The sequence below is a fragment of the Corynebacterium sp. USCH3 genome, assembly GCF_037619475.1.
Lineage (GTDB): Bacteria > Actinomycetota > Actinomycetes > Mycobacteriales > Mycobacteriaceae > Corynebacterium.
Genome location: NZ_JAQPZT010000004.1, coordinates 330,896 through 350,433, shown reverse-complemented (window position 1 = coordinate 350,433; position 19,538 = coordinate 330,896). Strand labels below are relative to the sequence as shown.

The window sequence follows — 19,538 nt, the reverse complement described above, 5'->3', positions numbered from 1 at the left end:
AAGGGTGACCTATATTTCCCGGTCAGCTCCCCGGTCGACTCCCCTGTCGACTCCCCTGTCGATGTGGCCGTGCAGCTTCACCGAGAATACCCGGCAGCAGTCCCGGCACTGCCAGGCGTTGTCGGTCTCACTGTCGGGGAACAGGTTCTCCGAGGTGCAGTAGGGGCAGTTCATGACGGTGGCCCTCCTGGGGTTGGGGTGTGCGGTCTTTCCGGGGATCCGGGCGTTCGTGTCATCCATTCCGGAGCCTCACTGCAGCACCGCCTCGTCGGCGCGCAGCACCCAGTCACGGAACTGCTCACCGTCGTTGCGCTGCTCCTTGTAGTGCTCCACGACGCGCACGACGTAGTCGTCCAGCTCGGCGGAGGTGACCTTGTGGCCGCGCAGCTTCTTGCCGAAGTCCGGATGCATGCCGATCGCGCCGCCGAGGTGCACCTGGAAGCCCTCGACCCGGTTACCGTCGTCGTCGGTGACGATCTGGCCCTTCAGCCCGATGTCGGCGACCTGGGTGCGGGCACAGGAGTTCGGGCAGCCGTTGAGGCTGATCTTCAGCGGCACGTCCAGGTCCCCGAGGCGTTCCTCCAGCTGGTCGGCCAGGGTGATCGCGCGCTGCTTGGTGGTGACCAGGGCGAGCTTGCAGAACTCCAGGCCGGTGCAGGAGATGATGTCACGACGGAAGGACGAGGGCCGCGCGGACAGGCCCTCGGCCTCGAGGGCGCCCACCAGGGCGTCGACGGAATCCCTCTCGACGTTGAGGAAGATGAGTTCCTTGTCCGGCGTGGTCCGGGTGTCGGTGACACCGTGGGCCTCGGCGATGTCCGCCAGACGCTGCAGCTGGTCACCCTCGGTGTGCCCGACGGTGGGCTTGACGCCGACGTAGAACCGGCCGTCCTTCTGCTCGTGCACGCCGACGTGGTCGCGGTAACCCGGGAAGACCTCCGGCTCGGGGCCGTCGGTGAGTTTCCGCCCGAGGTAGTCGTCCTCCAGGATGCGGCGGAACTTCTCGATACCCCAGTCGGCGACGAGGAACTTCAACCGGGCACGGTTGCGCAGCTTGCGGTAGCCGTAGTCGCGGAAGATCCGCACGACCCCGCACCACACCTCGGCCACCTCGTCGATGGAGACCCAGGTGCCGAGACGCTGGGCGAGCATCGGGTTGGTCGACAGTCCGCCGCCGACCCACACGTCGAACCCGGGGCCCTTCTCCGGGTGCTCGGAGCCGATGAAGGCGATGTCCTGGATCTCGTGGGTGATGTCCTGGCGGACGGACCCGGAGATGCCGGACTTGAACTTGCGGGGCAGGTTGGCGAACTCGTCGCGGGTGAGCCAGTTCTCCTTGATCTCCCTGATCGCCGGGGTCGCGTCGATGATCTCGTCCTTGGCGATGCCGGCGACCGGCGAGCCGAGGATGACCCGGGGCACGTCACCGCAGCCGAAGAAGGTGTCCAGGTTGACCGAGGCGAGCCGGTCCCAGATCTCCGGGACGTCCTCGATACGGATCCAGTGCAGCTGGATGTTCTGGCGGTCGGTGAAGTCGGCGGTGCCGCGGGCGAAGTCGGAGGAGATGCCGCCGATGACCCGCATCTGCTCGGCACTCATCTGGCCACCGTCCAGGCGGATACGCATCATGAAGTAGCGGTCCTGGAGTTCGGCGTTGGACAGTACACCGGTCTGCTCGCCGTCCATGTCCTGACGGCGCTGGGTGTACATGCCGATCCACTTGAACCGTGGCGCCAGGTCCTCCGCGGGGATCGAGTCGAAGCCCTGCTTGGAGTAGATCTCGCGGACACGGTCGGCGACCGCGAGGCCCGCGTCGTCCTGTTTGATGCGCTCGTCGTCGTTCAGCGGCTTCGTGCCGTCGATCAGCCACTGCCCCTGCGGTTTCGGGGCCTTACGGTCCTCCTTCTCCTCGTCGGTGAGGACCCTCGGGGCCGGCGGTGCGGCAGCGACGGCGTCGTCGAGTGCCTTCGCCGCCTTCTGGACGGCCTTGCCGGCCTTCAGTTCGTTCCACCGTGCCTTGCGGGCGGCGGAGAACAGCTCCTTGTTGTCCGGGTCCGCCTCAGCCGCGGCCTCCGCGGCCTTCGTGGTGGCGGCGAGATCCGCCTGTTCCGCCTCGACCCGCGCCAGCTCGTCGCGCGCCGCCGTCACGGTCGGATCCTCGGGGGCCTCCGGGACGTCAGCGGCATCAGCGGCATCAGCGGCATCACCGTTCCCGGGGGCCTCAGGGGTTCCGGCATCGTCCGGGGCGATACCCAGCACGGATTCGACCGTGCGCACCGCCTGTGCCGCCTGCTGTTCCGCCGAGCGGGTGTCCTTCGCCGCCCCCGCGAGTGCGGCGTCACCGGGTTGAGCGGCGGCCGCCCCCTCCGCCGTGGTCGCGGCGACGGCCAACACGGACGCACCGGCACGGATCAGCGACAGGGCGTCCTGCAGGGAGACTGCGGAACCCGGGGACGATGCCGGGGACGCCGCCGCCTCCTCGGTCGCGGGTGCGTCGCCCCCCGTCGCACCATCAGCGGCACCGCTGTCGGCCGCGCCAGCATCGTCCCCGGCCTCGGCGGCGTCCTTCGCCTTCTTCAGCGCACGGGCCGCCTTCTTCTGCGCTGCACGGGCCTTACGTGCCGCGGCCGCCAGGGCCTTGTCGTCAGGGTCCGCCGCCGCAGCCGCCTCCGCCGCTTCGGTGTGACCGGCGGCCTCGTCGGCCTGACGCTGTGCCTCGGCCACCGGGTCGGCGGAGGGGGCAGAGGTTCCGGACGGAGCCTCCGGCGCTGCCGTGGTGGTCAGTTCGTCGGTCGCGGTGGTCATTCCTTCTCTTCTCCTGAGCTTCCTGGTCGTGGAGGGTCCCGCGCCCCGCAGCCGCGAGACCGAGGAACGCTGGAGCCGGCCAGGAGACCGGCCACACAGACCGCTTGGTCTGGTCCTTAGGTGTCGCCCCAGACTAGACCGGTCTGTCCGCGGACACAACGTAGGAGATACTCACCCGCCGTGACGAGGGCATTCGCCGATGACCCTTGCAGATTCCAGACCGAGTGGTCTATAGTCTGTCCCTGACATCCGGTCGCCCGTGTGCGTGACCGTCCTCACCTGCGCCGTCCCGACACTTTCGGTTCGCCTCAGGGCAGACTAACGTACACGGCAGACCACTCCCGCCCGGCCGCCGAGCTGCCGCACGAACCTGCCAACACCCGCCAACCACGGATTGGACCAACGCATTCATGTCTGAGAATCGCCCGCTGCGCGTCGCCGTCATCGGATCCGGCCCGGCCGGCATCTACGCCTCCGACGCACTGATGAAGTCCGGCAAGGACGTCTCCATCGACCTCTACGAGAAGATGGCCGCCCCCTTCGGACTCATCCGCTACGGCGTCGCCCCTGACCACCCGCGCATCAAGGGCATCATCAAGGCCCTGCACAAGGTCATGGACAAGCCCCAGATCCGTCTGCTCGGCAACGTCAACGTCGGCGAGGACATCACGCTGGAGGACCTGAAGAAGCACTACGACGCGGTCATCTACGCCACCGGTGCCACCGACGACCGCGACCTGAACATCCCCGGCGGCGAGCACACCCTCGGCGCCGGCAAGTTCGTCGGTTTCTACGACGCGAACCCGCACTTCGAGGACTCCTGGAACGTCGACGCCGAGTCCATCGCCGTCATCGGCGTCGGCAATGTCGGCCTGGACATCGCCCGCGTCCTGGCCAAGACCGGCGAGGAGCTGCTCGTCACGGAGATCCCGGACAACGTCTACGAGTCCCTGAAGGACAACAAGGCCAAGGACGTGCACGTCTTCGGCCGCCGCGGACCCGCCCAGGCGAAGTTCACGCCGTTGGAGCTCAAGGAGCTCAACCACTCCGACACCATCGAGGTCGTCGTCAACCCGGAGGACATCGACTACGACGAGGGCTCCGAGAACGCCCGGCACAACTCCAAGATCACCGACCAGGTCTGCACCATCCTGGAGAACTACGCCGTCGCCGAGCCGAAGGGCGCCCCCCACAAGCTCTACCTGCACTTCTTCGAGTCCCCCGTCGAGGTCAAGACCGATGACGACGGCCGGGTCACCGCCCTGGTCACCGAGCGCACCGAGCTCGACGGCTCCGGCGGCGTCCGGTCCACCGGCGCCCTGACCGAGTGGAACGTCGGCCAGGTCTACCGCGCCGTGGGCTACAAGTCCGACCAGCAGGCGGACCTGCCGTGGGACGGCAAGGAGAACGTCCTGCCCAACGTCGGCGGCCGCGTCCTGACCGAGGGCCCCACCGCCGACGGCATCGCCGGCGTCCCCGGCTCCGCGGACCCGGAGGCGGAGCTGCGCGAGACCCTGCCCGGCGTGTACGCCACCGGCTGGATCCGCCGCGGTCCCGTCGGTCTGATCGGCAACACCAAGGGTGACGCGAACGAGGCCGTCGCCAACCTGCTCTCCGACTACGACGCCGGCATCGGTTTCGACCCCGAGGCCCCCGCCGAGGACGACGTCATCGAACTGCTGCACTCGCGCGGCATCGACTACACCACCTGGCAGGGCTGGTACAACCTGGACGCCCACGAGCGGGCCCTGGGCGAGGCCGAGGGTCGCGAGCGCAAGAAGGTCCGTTCCCACGACGAGATGGTGCACTACTCCTCCGGAGAGGCACGCGTGAAGGCGTAGCCCCTCCCGTGACGTGGATTCCCGTAATTCACCGGGAGAAATTATAATTAGCGCGATACTTTTTCGAAAGCCCTGGTAGATCCTCTGATCGTCGCGGCTTTTCGTCATTCCCGGCGAAAGTCACGGTTTTCCCGCGGTTTTCTCCGCCTTTTGGTGATTCATTGCGTTGATACCGTTATCCTTAGGGTCATGAGCGACACCACGAACACCGCAGGCAGCAATCCCGCCACTGAAGCGCCCGAGGTCCACCTCACCGGCAAGCAGGTGCTGAACATGCAGCCCCAGCAGGTCCACGCACTCTACAAACTGCGGGTGGACGTCTTCGTCAACGAACAGCGCGCCAGCTTCGCCGAGATCGACGACACCGACATCGACCCGGGTACCCACCAACTCCTGGCCTACGTCCACCCCGGGTCCGGTCCCGACTACCCCTGGGGTCTGCCCGACCCCGCCTCCCCCCTGCGCCTCGTCGGCACCCTCCGTGTGTTCGGCCCGCCGGAGGAGCAGCACATCGGCCGGCTCTGCGTGCATCCGGACTTCCGCGGGTTCGGCATCGCCTCGAAGCTGGTCGACGACGCTCTCGAGGTCATCCGTGGCCGCGCGGCGGCCCTCGACCCCTCCATCCAGAAGACCGTGGTGAAGATCGAGGCACAGACCTACCTGATGCCCTTCTACAAGTCCTACGGTTTCGAGGCCGCCGACGAGCCGTTCATGGCCGAGGGCATCGAACACCAGGAGATGCACCTCACCCTCGACTGAGGCGTCCCGCTGAGGCAGGTTGCGTTCTCCCGGAGAACACGGGATGTACGGGGGCATACGGGGGCGGTGGGGCGTCGTCGGGCGCGATGCCCGATAGAGTGTCCCGGGTGGGAACCAAAGGGACGAACTCCGAGACGCGCATCCTCCTCTACTACCGCTTCACCCCGGTCGCCGACCCGACCGCGGTGATGCTGTGGCAGCGCACGCTGTGCGAGTCCCTCGGCCTGCGCGGCCGCATCATCATCAGCCGGCACGGCATCAACGGCACCGTCGGCGGATCACTCACCGGCGTCAAACAGTACATCCGCCGGACCCGCGAGTACCCCGGCTTCCACGACATGGAGTTCAAGTGGTCCGCCGGCTCCTCCGAGGACTTCCCGAAACTATCCGTGAAGGTGCGCGACGAGATCGTCAGCTTCGGTGCCGCCGGGGAACTGCAGGTCGACGAGAACGGCGTGGTCGGTGGCGGCACCCACCTCTCCCCTGCCGAGGTCAACGACCTGGTTGAGCGGAAACGCGGCACCGGCGACGACGTCGTCTTCTTCGACGGCCGCAATGCCATGGAAGCTCAGATCGGCAGGTTCAAGGACGCGGTGGTGCCCGACGTCGACACCACACACGACTTCATCCGCGAACTCGACTCCGGCAAGTACGACGACCTCAAGGACCGTCCCGTGGTCACCTACTGCACCGGCGGGATCCGCTGCGAGGTCCTGAGCTCGCTCATGCGCAACCGCGGTTTCACCGACGTGTACCAGATCGACGGCGGCATCGTCCGCTACGGCGAACAGTTCGGTGACACCGGACTGTGGGAGGGATCCCTCTACGTCTTCGACAAGCGGATGCACATGGAGTTCAGTGAGGACGCCGTCTCGTTGGGCGCGTGCGTGCACTGCGGCACCGCCACCAACACCTTCCACAACTGCGCCAACGGGGACTGCCGCGAGATGGTCCTGCTGTGCGGGACGTGCGCGTCGACACCGTCCACCGCCCACTGTGGCGCGGAGGCCTGTGCACAGGTCTGCGCAGCGGCCGTCTCCTGACGACGGGGCCTGACGACGGGGCTCCGGCCCCCACCCCGACCCCGGGTCCCCCCCCGGACCGTAGAGTCAGTGCCAGAACAGCTGTGCGCCCCCACACCGTGACTTTCCTGCAGGAGCACCCCATGATCCGCATTCCCGTCGTCCGTACCGTGCTGTCCCTCAGCACCGGCGCCGCGCTCCTCGTCGGTGCGTCGGCCTGCTCCTTCGAGACGGTGTTCACCACCACCGAGGACGACGAGTCCGCCGACCGAGCCCAGGCTCTGTCCGCACCCGGCAGCGCCGACCTGTGGCGGACCTCCGGGCTGGGCCCCGACGCCCTCAACGACGACGCCGAACCCGGCTCCCCCATGGCGTTCGTCGACCCCGCACTGCTGGAGGACGGCGAGCTGCCGCCCCGCATGACGGTGACCGAGGCCCAGGCTCTCCAGGTCCTCCAGAAACTCACCGACATGGTGCAGGACGAAGGACGCCGGATCTCGGAGGTCGCGACACTGCGGGTCTACCTCAGCCCCGAGAACGGCGACGGGGGCGAGAGCGCTGAGGGCGCCGACTTCGAGGGCTGGAACCGCGCCTACCGGACGTTCTTCGCCAACCTCGACCCGTTGACCGGGGATTCCCTGCTGACCGGGACCTCAGCGGTGACGTTGACGGCGCAGACCGCCCCGGCGACGTCGACGACCTCGGAACCCTCCGACGACGACGACGGCGACAACACCTCAGCGTCCTCACCGTCCTCACCGTCCGGGACGGCTGAACCGACCGACACCACCGGCGACCTCGACCTCCTCGACGATACCGACGAGGAGCCGTACTCCGGGGAAACCAACCCCACCAAACCGACCGTGGTCACCGTCGGTGTGGCAGAACAACCCGTCGCAGGCTGGCTGGTGCAGGTCGAGGCCGAGGTCCTCTACGACAACGAGTGACGCTCAGGAGCGCCCCCACCGACCGGAGACGGCGTCACCCCGGTCACCCCGGTCACCCGACTCACCCGGCTCGACGGCGACCGTGACCGCCGACGCCGCCTCGGTGGCCCGCTGACGCGCGATATCCACGGTCTCCGCGGTGGAGAATGCGACCCCCATCCGGCGCCGCTCGTGACTGACCGGCTTCCCGAAGATCCGCACCTCGGTCTCCGGCACCGTGAGAGCCTCCGCCAGGCCGGAGTAGGAGGGCACGTCAGCAGATGCGCCACTGTCCACACCCCCGTAGATCACCGCGGACGCACCCGGGGAGATCAACGTGGTGTCGATCGGCAGTCCGAGGATCGCCCGGGCATGCAGGTCGAACTCGCTGAAGCGCTGTGACCCCATCGTCACCATGCCGGTGTCGTGCGGACGTGGGCTGACCTCGGAGAAGTACACGTCGTCGCCCTTGACGAACAGCTCCACCCCGAACACGCCACGTCCGCCCAGGGCGCCGGTGATACGCGCAGCGACGGAACGGGCGGACTCCAGCGCCGCCGTCGTCATCTGTGCCGGCTGCCACGACTCCACGTAGTCGCCGCGGTCCTGACGGTGACCGATGGGTTCACAGAACCAGGTGGCGTCCTCGCCGGACTCCGGGTCCACCGACCGCACCGTGAGCAGGGTGATCTCGTAGTCGAAGGGCACGAACTGCTCAATGATCACCCGTCCCGACGACACCCGCGCCCCGCTCATGGCGTACTCCCACGACCGGCGCAGGTCGTCCTCGGAGCGCACGTAGGACTGTCCCTTGCCTGACGAACTCATCACCGGCTTGACCACACACGGCATACCGATCGCGGCGACACCGTCGAGGAACTCCTCGTAGGTCGAGGCGAAGACGTGGCGGGAGTTCGGCAGTCCCAGATCGCGGTCGGCGAGGGTGCGGATGCCCTCCCGGTTCATCGTCAGCCGGGTGGCCCGTGCGGTGGGGATCACTGTGGTCAGACCCTCGTCCTCCACGTCCTGCAGCGCGTCGGTCGCCAATGCCTCGATCTCAGGCACGACGAAATGCGGACGCACCTGGTCGACCAGTGCGCGCACCGCGGCAGGGTCCGTCATGTCGAGGGTGTGGTGGACGTCGGCGACGTGGTGCGCCGGTGCCCCCTCGTAACGGTCCGCGGCGTGGACCTCCACCCCGTAGCGCTGCAGGGCGACGGTCACCTCGCGGCCGAGCTCCCCGGAGCCCAGCAACAGGACCTTGGTGGCATTGGGTGCAAGGGGTGTACCGATGACATCAGGCGTGTACATGGGTCAAGACGCTACCAGCCGGTGCCCCGGTCTTCGCCCACGCAGGTCAGGCCACCGCGAGATGCCCCGGGTAGTTCGCCAGGCGACCGGCGTCGTCGATGACCGAGTAGGCCGAGGCGTCGCCGGTGATGACACGGGAACGCCGACCGGACACACTGACGGGCACCGGGCCGGCGAGGGTCACACGGTGGTTCTTCCGGCGCTGGTCACCGAAGTCCGCCACACCGTAGTGCTGGGTGGCGAGGTTGTCCCAGATCGCCACGTCGCCCTCCTCCCAGTGCCACCGCAGGGTGTTGTCCGGTCTCAGGATGCGGGCCTGGAAGAGTCGGATCAGGTCGCGTGACTCGTCGGCGTGGAGTCCGGACAGGTGGGACACGAACTGCCCGAGCAGCAACGAACGCTCCCCGGTGGCGGGGTGGACGTGGACCAGCGGGTGCTCTGTCTCGAACCGCACCCGGGTGAACTCGGCGTAGGAGAAGCCGCTGGAGTCGGTGACGTCCGGCTGCTTCGCCGAGGCGTAGTCGTAGTCGTTGGTGTGCACCGCCCACAGGGAGTCCGCCAGGTCGCGCAGCGGCCGCGGGAGCCTCTCGTAGGCCGTCACCGTGTTCGCCCATTCCGTGGCTCCCCCGTAGCCGGGGAGCTCCACGGCACGCAGGACGGAGATCTTCGGCACACGGTCGACGAACGACACGTCGGTGTGCCATGCGTTCGCCGCCCCTTCGAGGGTCAGCGTGTCCGTGCCGTGGGAGACCACGGTGGGGTGCGCGAGCGTCGGTGTGCCCAGGAGACTGGCGAAGGCGTACTGGTCGTCGTCGGTGAGGTGCTGCTGACCGCGGACGATGAGGACCTTGTGCAGCGCCAACTCGGTGCGGATCCGGTCGACGGTGGCCGAGTCCAGGTCGCCGCCGAGTCGGAGGCCCTCGACCGCCGCTCCGACATTGTGGGAGAGCCGGGTGAACTCAATAGACTGATCTGTCTGTTTCTGTGTCATGGCGACAGCGTCGCACACCGCGGACCTGCCGTACACCCCTTCGCGTCACCGTGAACAGAATCGGCCGCGGCCTCCCCGAGACGGCCGCACGGGGTCACCACACCGGGTTCTCCACATCCACCCCGTGACCGGCCGCGTTCGCTCGGATGAGCTCCACGAGATAGTCCGTGTGGTCCACCCCGTCCACCGTCCAGTTCGTCCGGAACCGGACGTCGCCGACGTACATCGCCGAGAGGATGACCTGCCGACCGTGTGGGCAGTCGTACCACCGCGAGATCGACCGGCGCTGCCGCTCTGCCACAGCATTGCCCTCCTCCGACCCCGGCGCGACGCCACGCTCATGGGCCTCGGCGAGGGCACGGGCGAAGGCATCGCCCTCCGCACGGACCGCGCGCCAGTCGTCCTCGCCCATCTGTGACATGATCTCCTGGGACTGCGCCCACTCGGCGGTGTCGCCCCAGCGCTCCTCGGCCTCACGTTGGTGGTCGGGGTCCCAGTCGGGGCCGAGGATCTCGCGCACCCGGTCCGGCGGCACCGGCCCGGTGTACACCCCGGAATTCACCTCGGCGAGGAGTCCGTCCACCGCAGTGAGCATGCGCTCCACCCCGTCGCGACGTTCCAGCAGCATCTCGCGCTGGCGCAGCAGATGGGCGCGCTCATCCTCCCCCGCGGCGTCCAGGAGGTCGGCGATCTCGGCGAGTGGGACGCCGGACTCGCGGTAGACGAGGATGCGTTGGCCACGGGCCAGGTCGTCGGCGGTGTAGATGCGGTAGTCAGACCAGGTCCGGACCTGCGGGACCAGCAGTCCCTTGGCGTCCCAGTGGTGCAGGGTGCGCACGGTGACACCGAGGAAGTCCGCGGCCTGGCTGACCGTGAGTTCTGTGTTGTTGCCTGTGTTGTTCTCCATGCCAGTGATCATCGTCCCTCACGCAACGTGAGGGTCAAGTGCCCGAGGAGGACGCTGGCAGAGGTAGCTGGCAGAGGCACCGGCAGGATGGCAGAGGTGACGGTCGGTTTTCGACAGTGAACCGACCGACACCTCTGATCCCACACCAACCATCATCTACGCCACTGCGCCGACAGCCCTGCCACTGCCGGTCCAGACACTCCTCAAAAAAGTACTCCCCAAAGTTGAGTCTGGTGGAATAAACCTTGGGGACACGTAGTTGAGTCGGGTGTACGCAAGTTCAGCAGACAGATGAAGGAGTGAGGTACCCACCATGGCCACCTTCCGTTTCGATCCTTTCGCCCAGCTCGACTCCGTCGCCCGCGAGATCTTCGGGGAGTCCGGTGCACTCGGTTCCGCGAGCCGGAACCAGGCACCGCGGTTCATGCCGATGGACCTGGTCCGCAAGGACGACGACTACATCCTGACCACCGATCTCCCGGGCGTGGACGCTGGCAGCATCGACGTCGACATCGACAACGGTGTGCTCACCATCTCGGCCCAGCGCACCACCGGGCCGACGCAGAGCGCAGAGACCCCGGACGCCCAAGGCAACGAGGACAACCACAAGTGGATCGCCAACGAGCGTTTCACCGGCACGTACCGTCGCCAGGTCACGGTCAGCGACAGTGTCGACACCGAGCGGGTGACCGCGGACTACACCGACGGTGTCCTGACCGTCACCCTCCCGGTGGCGGAACGGTCCAAGAGCCGCAAGATCACCGTCGGACGCTCCGGGGACGACACCCCGAAGGAGATCGACGCCTGATCAGGCACGGTTGCCCAGCATCGCCGACCGGTCACTGACCGCGTCGGCGAAGCCCGCGTTGTGGCACGACCACAACACCGCCGGCCTGTCCCCGCGCCACAACGCCGGGATCCCGGCAGCGGACAGGTGGGCGTGGTACTCACCCGCGGCATAACCGTGCATCACGCGGGCCAGCCACGTGTACCCCTCAGCGTCGAGACCGACCGTCGGCTCATCGAGAATCACCAGGCCGGGTCCCCGTACCAGGGCGGCAGCCACGGAGAGCATGCGGCGCGGAGAGCTCGGGACGTCCAACGGATGGACATCACGCCAGCGCTCCAGGCCCACCCACCGCAGCGCCGCCTCGGCGTGGGCCTCGTCGGTACCGACAGCGAGTTCCTTGAGGACGGTTCGCCTGGAGAATGCGGCGTCCATTCCCGTCGGTGCCCACCCCGCGACAGGCGCGTCGAGGACCCCCTCATGCGGCAGGAGGCCGAGGACGGCGAGCATCAACGTGGTCTTACCCGTGCCGTTCGGGCCGGCGAGGTGGGTCACCTGGCCGCCGAGAACATTCAGGTTTACCGGTCCGAGCGCGAAGGCTCCACGGGTTACGCCCACATTCGCCATGGTCAGCACAGGGTCTCCGGGGGCGGTCGCCGGGGAGGACGAGGGAACAGGGTCCGGCGCATCCTCCTCCGTCCCGTCCAACCGCACCTCCGTCCTGGCATCGTCCGCCAGGACGGTGCGCACACGGTCGTAGACGGTGACCGCCCCGTCGAACTCGGCGAGTGTGGCGCGGAGTGTCTCCACAGCCGCGGCATCGAGCCCGTCGGTCGGGCAGTCGAGCACCAGTGAACCGGGGTCGCGGAGGAGTGCCGCGGCGACCGCGAGCCGCCGGGTCTGCCCGGTGGAGAGCCTCGACGGCTCCCGCTCGGCGATGTGCCGCAGACCCCAGGTGTCCATCGCCGCATCGATCCGGGCGGCCATGATCTCCGGTGCGATACCCTGCTGCTCCATGCCGAATGCGAGTTCTTCGCGGACGGTGGAGCGCAGCAGGGAAACGTGGGCTGCGGCATCGTTGCCCACCCAGGCCGCCCCGGATTCTTCCGCGGCGGCCCATGCGTGTTCGGACAGCCCGGCACCGGAGGCCGCCCAGATGAAACGGTCGATCATGAGGTGACCGTACCAGTGGGCGGACCGGGTGCCGCTACGCACAACTACGCGGGCACCGGCCCCTGCACCTCCTCGACACCGAGGCCCTTCACCAGGTTGACCACCTCTGCCGACGACGATGCATGCCGCAGGGACTCACGGAACTCGTCCTTCATCAACGCACGGGCGAGCTTCGCAAGGATCTTGAGGTGCTGTTTACCCGCGTCCTCCGGCACCGCGATGAGGAACACCAGATCCACGGGTCCCCCGTCCGGGGCGTCCCACCCCACCGGCGACGCCAGACGGGCGAACGCCAGCGTCGGGACGTTCACCGCAGCACTGCGCGCGTGCGGGATGGCCACACCGTTGCCGACCGCGGTGGTGGACTGTGTCTCGCGGGCCAGTGCGGCATCCAGCACTCCGGCGGCGTCGAGACGTCCCTGCTTCTCCGCCCGCCCGGCGAGGGCACGGATCACGGCGGCGGCGTCTGCTGTCTGCCCGAGGTCGAGAACGACGGTGCCTGCGTCAATGAGGTCCGACGAGGTCGGTTCCGTATCCGACTCCGCGTCGTCCTCCCCGGCCTCCCCCACCCCTGAACCGCCCGTGGTGAGAGCCATGAGCAGCAGGGACACCGCAGATGTCACGGCGATGCCGATGACCAGGCACAGGAAGAACCAGGCGATCCCCTCCACCGCGCCGAGCACCGCGACGATCGGGCCGCCGTGCATCACGTTGTCCTTCACCCCGAACATCCCGGCCAGAGCCCCCGCCACAGCACCACCGATGACGTTCGCCGGGATGATCTGCAGCGGGCGGGCGACAGCGAGCGGAATCGCCCCCTCCGAGATGCCGAAGAAGCCCATGAAGAGCCCGGCGATCCCGGCGTCCCGCTCGGCCTTGTTGAACCGTCGACGTGCCAGCAACGTGGTCACGCCCGCGGCGATCGGCGGGACGGCGATGGCGACGGCCGCCATCCCCATCGGTGCGGCATTGCCGGTCGCAATGAGACCACCGGCGAAGAGGAACGCCGTCTTGTTGAGCGGGCCGCCCATGTCGAAGGCGATCATCGCGCCGATGATCGCCCCGAGCAGCAGTACTGACGAACCCTGCATGCCCTCCAGGCTCTCCGTCATGACCTCGAAGAGCGTGGCGATGGGGTTACCCAGCAGGTAGATGAACAGTCCACCGACGATGAGGGTCGTCAGCACGGGGATGACGATGATCGGCCAGATCGGCTGGATGTACTTGTGGACGGGGATCTTCCGGATCGCCAGGGCCACGTAGCCGGAAAGCACACCGGTCACGATCCCGCCGAGGAAGCCGGCGTCGGCTTCGGAGCCGTACAGGTCCCCGGTCACCGCCACCAATCCGGTCACGAAGCCCGGAGCCAGGCCGGGGCGGTCGGCGATGGCCATCGCGATGTACCCGGACAGCACCGGGACCATGAGAGAGAACGCCAAGCCGCCGAGCTGGTTGAGCGTGTCCCAGAACGTCCCCTCCGGGATGACGAGGCCCTCCGCCGTCGGCTCGCCCCCGAGGGAGAGCGCCACGGCGAGCATCAGACCACCGGTGACGACGAAGGGGATCATGTGCGAGACACCGTTCATCAGTGCCCGGTAGAGGTCATCGCCGAACCGACGGAGCCGGGACCGCCCGGCACCCGACCCCCCGGCGTCGTCACCACCTCCGGCGCGGACACTGCCGTCGACACCCGCAGCGTCGCCGCCACTGCTCGCCGGCGCGCCCAGTGCCGACCGGAGCAGTTCCGCCGGTTTCCTGATCCCCTCGTCCACGCCGGTCGACACCAGGGGCTTGCCGACGAACCGGGTGGTGTCGATCTTCATGTCGGCCGCGACGACAACGGCGGCGGCCCCGCGGATCTCCCCGTCGGTGAAGGCGTCCTCCACACCGATCGAGCCGTGTGTCTCCACCCGGACGCGGACGCCGGCAGCGTCTCCGGCTGCCGCAAGGTTCTCCGCCGCCATGTAGGTGTGGGCGATACCGGTAGGGCACGCGGTGATCGCCAGGACGAGGGGTCGTGTCTCCGGGTCCGTCATGCCACCGAGGGTACTGATGATTCAGCAAGAAAACAGCACAGTGACCGCGGTGCGACGGAGCGAGTGCTACGGTCACCGGGTGGCCGTAAGCTGGAATATCTTCACACGTGACGTGGGACGCATCCTGCGCACCCCCAAAGTATGGGTGATCGTCATCGGGGTGCTTATCACCCCTGCCCTCTACTCCTGGGTCAACGTCGCCGCCTTCTGGGACCCGTACGCCAATACGGGGAACATCGGGGTCGCCGTCGTCAACGAGGACGAGGGGGGAACCTCCGACATCACCGGCCCCATCGACGTGGGTGGCCAGATGATGGACCAACTGGACCAGAACGACCAGTTGGGCTGGCAGTTCATGGACGAGGACGAGGCGGACGACGCCTTACGCAAGGGCGACGTGTCCGCCAGCATCACCGTCCCCACCAGCTTCTCCTCCGACATCCTCAGCATGTTCGAGGGCACCTACTCCCAGCCGACGATCCAGTACCAGGTCAACGAGAAGAAGAGCGCGATCTCACCGAAGATCACCGACCAGGGTGCCACCACCCTCGACTCGACGATCACGTCGGTGTTCAAGGAGACCGTCGCCGAGGCCGTCACCAACGAGCTCCGCGACGCCGGCGGCTCACTGGGCGACCGGCTCACCGACGCCGGTACCCGCACCGCCAACGCCTTCGACGAGACCGCGGAGACGATGGCCTCGGCACAGGACGAGGTCAGCCGTATCCAGGGCCGCCTCGACGACGCCCGCCCCACCATCGCCGCCACGCAGGAGGCACTGCGCTCCGTCGACGCGACCCTGGGCGACGCCGCCACCGCACTCGGCCAGGTGCAGTCGATCATGACGGAGGTCCAGGACCAGGTGACGTCCTTCTCCGACGCGGCGACCGCGGCCTATGTGGAAGGGACCACCGCGCTGGCGGACGGGACCGCCTCGGCCAATGCGGCGATCTCGTCTGTCACCGGGGAACTCGAACGGGCGGAGTCCGGCCTCGGCACCGCGACGCGCGAGGCGTCGGGCATCGTCCGGCAGGGCGACCAGGCGATCGACCAGCTCCAGAGACTGCTCGACAACGCCGCCGTGACCCCCGGCGTCGCCGGCCCGCTGACGGAGACTCTCGACGGCCTCCGGGAACGCAACGCCACGAACCAGGAACTGCTCGACGATCTCACAGGGCTGCAGGGCAACGCGTCCGACACCGTGTCCTCCGTGACCGCGGCGGCCGACGCCCTGGCTGCCGCCACCAGCGACACCCGCGACCGGGCGCAGGGGCTGCGCAGCTCGGTCAGCGACTCTCTTCCGGCACTGAACTCGGCCATCAACCAGGTCAGCTCCACCGCCGGCGCGTTCTCCTCCGCCCTGAGCTCACAACGCACCCTCCTGGGCGAGTCCATCACCCTCCTCGACGGACTCGACCGGCAGATCGGGACGTCGAAGGAGGTCCTCGGCAACTTCCGCAACGATCTGTCCGGCATCGAGGACGGACTGCAGACCGCACGGGCGGACGTCCTCGCGCTCAACGCCTCGTCCGGGGACGGCATCCTGGGCACGGTGTCCAACCTGGACTCCGTCGGCATCTCCGAGTTCATGGCCACCCCGGCAGAAATGGAGAGCCACGCCGTCTACCCGGTCGCCAACTACGGTTCCGGCATGGCGGGCCTGTTCACCAACCTGTCGCTGTGGATCGGCGCCTTCATGCTCATGGTGATCTTCCGGACCGAGGTCGACACGGCAAACCTCAGGAAGAAGATCACGGTCGCCCAGGCCTACCGCGGGCGTCTCCTCCTCCTCGCCGTGCTGAGCACGTGCCAGGGCGTGGTCGTCTCCGTCGGCAACATGATCATGGGCGTCCAGTCGGTGAACCCGGTCGCGTTCGTCGCGACCTGTGTGGCCGTCGGGCTCTGTTACCTGAGCATCGTCTACGCCCTGATATCGGCGCTGGGCAACATCGGACGGGTGATCGCCGTGGTACTGGCGTTCCTGCAGATCCCGGGCGCCTCGGGGATGTACCCGGTGGAGATGACACCGGACTTCTTCCAGGCGCTGCACCCGATCCTGCCACTGACCTACGGCATCGACGCCCTACGCGAGACCATCGGCGGTTTCTACGGGAACCACTACTGGAAGGCCATGGGAACACTGCTGGTCATGGCTGTGGTCTCGTTCATCCTGGGCACATTGCTGCGAAGAGGACTGTCGAACGTGAAGGGGATGGTCAACCGGCAACACGCGGCGTCCGGCCTGATCGTCAGCGACCAGGTGGAGGTCGTCGGCAGCAGCTACCGTCTGACCGACGTCATCCACGCCATGCGTGACCGGGACGCCTTCCGCGCCGAGATCGACAACCGCTGGAAGCCGGTCCGGGACAACTACCCGAGGCTGCTGCGCGCGGCGATCATCACGGGTGTCGTCGGCGTCGTCGTCCTCTGTGTCCTCGCCCGGATCTACACCGACGAGAAGGCCCTCCTCTTCGGCCTGCTGTGCCTGTGGGGCCTGCTGATCGTGGGAGTCATCGCCGCCCTCGAGTACGTCAAACAGAGCTTCGCCCACGTCCAGGAGCTGACCGACCTCTCCGAGGAGCAGCTCCAGGAGGCCGCCGACACACAGAGCAAGCGTCCGAAGACCTACTCCCTGGGTGGGGACAACGCGGACGGAGACAACGCATGAAGAAGGCCATGAACATTCTCCGCAGCGACCTGCGAGGTGTGAAGAACAATGTCATGACCGCTGTCGTGGTCTTCAGCCTCGTCGTCATCCCGCTGCTGTTCTCCACGTTCAACGTGCTGGCCAGCTGGAACCCCTTCGGCAACACCGACCAGCTGAAGATCGCCGTCGCCAGCGCCGACGAAGGCCACGAGAGCGACCTGGCGTCACTGCGCATCAACCTCGGTGACCAGGTGCTGTCCCAGCTGAGCCGTAACGACCAGATCGACTGGGTTGTCACCGGCGAAGACAAGGCGATCGAGGGAACTAAGGCCGGCGACTACTACGCGGCCATCGTCCTGCCCCCGTCCTTCAGCACCGACATGCTGACGTTCTATGTCGAAGGCACCGAACCCTCCAAGCTCGAGCTGTACACCAACGAGAAGAAGAACGCGCTCTCCACGGTGATCACCACGCAGGGCGCCGACGGCATGATCTCCGAGATCAACGAGACCTTCACCCGGACGCTGAGCAGCGTGGGCCTGGGGCTGGTGTCCTCCCTCGACGACTACCTCGAACAGGACGACACCCAGGCGGCGATCCAACGGATCGAGTCCCGGGTGGAGAACGTCAGCACCCGTCTGCACTCCGGCGCCCAGTCCGTACGGTCGCTGACCGGCCTGGTGGACTCGTCCATCCCGCTGGTCCAGGGAGCGGACAGCATCATCAGCGCCGCCGGCGACCAGTTCGACGACCCGTCCACCAGCATCGGCGGCGGCTCCGGCGCCGCGACCGACCTCGACTCCACGCTCCGCAACGCCACGGACTCCCTGGAGACCGCGCTGCAGGCCACCGGTGACAGCTACGGCGCGGTGAGCGACCGTCTCGGCGAACTGTTCGACAGCGCCAACGCCACCAGCGACAGCACCGCGTCGACGTTCAACACGCTCGCCAGCCGCGTCCAGCAGCAGGTCGACTTCTTCCAGTCGCTGCGCGACAACCTGGAGAGCAACGTCTCCGGTGCGCTGCCCGATGTCGCCCAGCCCGGTTACGAGCGGGTGCTCGCACGTCTCGACGCGGCGATCGACCGGAGCACGGACCTGCAGAACAGTTTCGCGCAGACCGCGGAGGACATCTCCAGCGGCAACGGGTCGGCGCAGTCGTCCCGCCAGGAGAGCCAGGACGCCATTTCACAGGCCCGGGCCGCGGTGAACGACGCCGTCACGTCCTACCGCGAGGACCTGAAGCCCCAGCTGTCCGAGCTCGGGACGACCCTGGACTCACTCGGCAACAACATCGCCAGTGTCCGCGAGGACCTCAGCGACATCAGGTCGTCCACGTCCGACTCACCTGGTTCCGTGCAGGACGCGCTCAGCCGGACGCGCGACGCCACCGCAGGCATCGCCGACAAACTCGACGAGCACGCCGGACGCTTCTCCGACCTTCAGGACGCACTGTCAACTGCGGGGGACACCGGTGACTTCTCCCGCCTCGCCGAGGTCGTGGGCTCGGATCCGGAGGCACTGGCGTCCCAGCTGGCCGCGCCGATCGACGTCAAGCGTGAACCGGTGTTCCCCGTCGCCAGCTTCGGTGTCGGAATGACCCCGCTGTACCTGACCCTCGCACTGTGGATCGGCGCCGTGCTGACCTCCGTGCTCGTGCGCACCGGTGTGCCGGAGAAGAAGAGGGACGGCAAGAACTCGGAGAAGGCCGGGGACACGGCCGACGGCGCGGCTGACGGTGAAGCCGACCTCGCCGCACCTGCGTCCGGTCAGAATGACGCCTCTGACAACTCCGACGCTTCCGGCGCTTCTGACGAGGTCACGGAGTACACGCGGACCCAGGCCTACTTCGGACGTTTCGCCATCTTCGCCTGCATCGGACTGGCACAGAGCACGCTCGCGGTGCTGGGTCTGATCTTCTTCGTGCAGATCGAGGCCGCCCACCCACTGCTCCTCCTGGTCTGCGGCTGGGTCACGTCACTGGTGTTCATGCTGATCGTCTACACACTGGTGCTGTCGTTCGGTAGCGCCGGCAAAGCGATCTCGGTGTTGCTGCTGGTGTTCCAGGTGTCCGGCGCCGGTGGCGCGTACCCGCTGCCGCTGCTGCCGGGCTGGTTCCAGAACATCAGCCCATGGCTCCCGGCGACCCACGCGATCGACGCGATGCGCGCCGCCATCGCCGGTGTCTACCAGGGAGACCTGTGGATCGAGCTGGGGCTGCTCCTGTTGTTCGCCGTCCCGATGCTGATACTCGGGCTCGTCTTGCGGGGCCTTCTCGACGGCTACAACCGCAAGACGACGGAGGCGATCGAGTCGACGAAGATCATGCAGTAG

Annotated in this window: 14 protein-coding genes; 7 read left to right on the top strand and 7 right to left on the bottom strand. The window is 67.6% G+C overall.

Going from position 1 to position 19,538, the window contains the following annotated elements:
* Window positions 1-9 precede the first annotated feature (9 nt).
* Window positions 10-240 (bottom strand): hypothetical protein, encoded by a 231-nt coding sequence (locus PQI66_RS10760; RefSeq protein ID WP_339998192.1) that lies wholly within the window; start codon window positions 238-240, stop codon window positions 10-12.
* A gap of 9 nt (window positions 241-249) precedes the next feature.
* Entirely contained in the window at window positions 250-1,866 is a 1,617-nt protein-coding gene (locus PQI66_RS15450; RefSeq protein WP_445228028.1) for a nitrite/sulfite reductase, read from the bottom strand.
* Between the two features lie 1,349 nt (window positions 1,867-3,215).
* Between PQI66_RS15450 and PQI66_RS10750 the strand changes: the two genes are divergently transcribed.
* The 4 genes from PQI66_RS10750 (at window position 3,216) to PQI66_RS10735 (ending at window position 7,374) form a co-directional block, all read left to right on the top strand.
* Window positions 3,216-4,646 (top strand): FAD-dependent oxidoreductase, encoded by a 1,431-nt coding sequence (locus PQI66_RS10750; RefSeq protein WP_339998188.1) that lies wholly within the window; start codon window positions 3,216-3,218, stop codon window positions 4,644-4,646.
* A 189-nt stretch (window positions 4,647-4,835) separates the two neighbouring features.
* Complete coding sequence (locus PQI66_RS10745; RefSeq protein WP_339998186.1) at window positions 4,836-5,405, top strand: GNAT family N-acetyltransferase; 570 nt, start codon at window positions 4,836-4,838, stop codon at window positions 5,403-5,405.
* 107 nt (window positions 5,406-5,512) lie between these two features.
* Window positions 5,513-6,448, top strand: coding sequence for an oxygen-dependent tRNA uridine(34) hydroxylase TrhO (gene trhO, locus PQI66_RS10740; protein WP_445228026.1), 936 nt, complete (start codon window positions 5,513-5,515; stop codon window positions 6,446-6,448).
* Window positions 6,449-6,570: 122 nt separating this feature from the next.
* Window positions 6,571-7,374, top strand: a complete 804-nt coding sequence (locus PQI66_RS10735; RefSeq protein WP_339998182.1) for a hypothetical protein — start codon at window positions 6,571-6,573, stop codon at window positions 7,372-7,374.
* 3 nt (window positions 7,375-7,377) lie between these two features.
* On the opposite strand, the gene purT is transcribed toward PQI66_RS10735, so the two are convergent.
* The 3 genes from purT to PQI66_RS10720 all read right to left on the bottom strand — a co-directional run bounded on the left by purT (window position 7,378) and on the right by PQI66_RS10720 (window position 10,562).
* Window positions 7,378-8,664, bottom strand: a complete 1,287-nt coding sequence (purT, locus tag PQI66_RS10730; RefSeq protein ID WP_339998180.1) for a formate-dependent phosphoribosylglycinamide formyltransferase — start codon at window positions 8,662-8,664, stop codon at window positions 7,378-7,380.
* 46 nt (window positions 8,665-8,710) lie between these two features.
* The gene (locus PQI66_RS10725) at window positions 8,711-9,655 is read right to left on the bottom strand and encodes a TauD/TfdA dioxygenase family protein (RefSeq protein ID WP_339998179.1); all 945 of its coding nucleotides are present in this window, start codon (window positions 9,653-9,655) and stop codon (window positions 8,711-8,713) included.
* A gap of 94 nt (window positions 9,656-9,749) precedes the next feature.
* A complete protein-coding gene (locus PQI66_RS10720; protein ID WP_339998177.1) occupies window positions 9,750-10,562 on the bottom strand; it encodes a MerR family transcriptional regulator in 813 nt (270 codons plus the stop codon).
* A 313-nt stretch (window positions 10,563-10,875) separates the two neighbouring features.
* Between PQI66_RS10720 and PQI66_RS10715 the strand changes: the two genes are divergently transcribed.
* A complete protein-coding gene (locus PQI66_RS10715; RefSeq protein WP_339998175.1) occupies window positions 10,876-11,370 on the top strand; it encodes an Hsp20/alpha crystallin family protein in 495 nt (164 codons plus the stop codon).
* Here the strand turns inward: PQI66_RS10715 and PQI66_RS10710 are convergent, their stop codons facing one another.
* Together PQI66_RS10710 and PQI66_RS10705 are read right to left on the bottom strand one after the other, a co-directional pair.
* Window positions 11,371-12,522 (bottom strand): ATP-binding cassette domain-containing protein, encoded by a 1,152-nt coding sequence (locus PQI66_RS10710; protein ID WP_339998173.1) that lies wholly within the window; start codon window positions 12,520-12,522, stop codon window positions 11,371-11,373.
* Between the two features lie 44 nt (window positions 12,523-12,566).
* Window positions 12,567-14,558 (bottom strand): fructose-specific PTS transporter subunit EIIC, encoded by a 1,992-nt coding sequence (locus PQI66_RS10705; RefSeq protein ID WP_339998171.1) that lies wholly within the window; start codon window positions 14,556-14,558, stop codon window positions 12,567-12,569.
* 112 nt (window positions 14,559-14,670) lie between these two features.
* Between PQI66_RS10705 and PQI66_RS10700 the strand changes: the two genes are divergently transcribed.
* Both PQI66_RS10700 and PQI66_RS10695 read left to right on the top strand, forming a co-directional pair.
* On the top strand, window positions 14,671-17,226 hold the full coding sequence (locus PQI66_RS10700) for a YhgE/Pip domain-containing protein (RefSeq protein WP_339998169.1): 2,556 nt from the start codon (window positions 14,671-14,673) through the stop codon (window positions 17,224-17,226).
* Window positions 17,223-19,538 (top strand): YhgE/Pip domain-containing protein, encoded by a 2,316-nt coding sequence (locus tag PQI66_RS10695; protein WP_339998167.1) that lies wholly within the window; start codon window positions 17,223-17,225, stop codon window positions 19,536-19,538. Before PQI66_RS10700 ends, PQI66_RS10695 begins: the two co-directional genes overlap by 4 nt.

Excerpts from the sequence above, each read along its gene's own strand:
- PQI66_RS10710 (WP_339998173.1), bottom strand. The coding sequence starts at position 12,522 with ATGATCGACCGTTTCATCTGGGCGGCCTCCGGTGCCGGGCTGTCCGAA.
- PQI66_RS10735 (WP_339998182.1), top strand. The coding sequence starts at position 6,571 with ATGATCCGCATTCCCGTCGTCCGTACCGTGCTGTCCCTCAGCACCGGC.
- PQI66_RS10750 (WP_339998188.1), top strand. The coding sequence starts at position 3,216 with ATGTCTGAGAATCGCCCGCTGCGCGTCGCCGTCATCGGATCCGGCCCG.
- PQI66_RS10715 (WP_339998175.1), top strand. The coding sequence starts at position 10,876 with ATGGCCACCTTCCGTTTCGATCCTTTCGCCCAGCTCGACTCCGTCGCC.
- purT (WP_339998180.1), bottom strand. The coding sequence starts at position 8,664 with ATGTACACGCCTGATGTCATCGGTACACCCCTTGCACCCAATGCCACC.
- PQI66_RS10705 (WP_339998171.1), bottom strand. The coding sequence starts at position 14,558 with ATGACGGACCCGGAGACACGACCCCTCGTCCTGGCGATCACCGCGTGC.
- PQI66_RS10725 (WP_339998179.1), bottom strand. The coding sequence starts at position 9,655 with ATGACACAGAAACAGACAGATCAGTCTATTGAGTTCACCCGGCTCTCC.
- PQI66_RS10695 (WP_339998167.1), top strand. The coding sequence starts at position 17,223 with ATGAAGAAGGCCATGAACATTCTCCGCAGCGACCTGCGAGGTGTGAAG.
- PQI66_RS10760 (WP_339998192.1), bottom strand. The coding sequence starts at position 240 with ATGGATGACACGAACGCCCGGATCCCCGGAAAGACCGCACACCCCAAC.
- PQI66_RS10720 (WP_339998177.1), bottom strand. The coding sequence starts at position 10,562 with ATGGAGAACAACACAGGCAACAACACAGAACTCACGGTCAGCCAGGCC.
- PQI66_RS10745 (WP_339998186.1), top strand. The coding sequence starts at position 4,836 with ATGAGCGACACCACGAACACCGCAGGCAGCAATCCCGCCACTGAAGCG.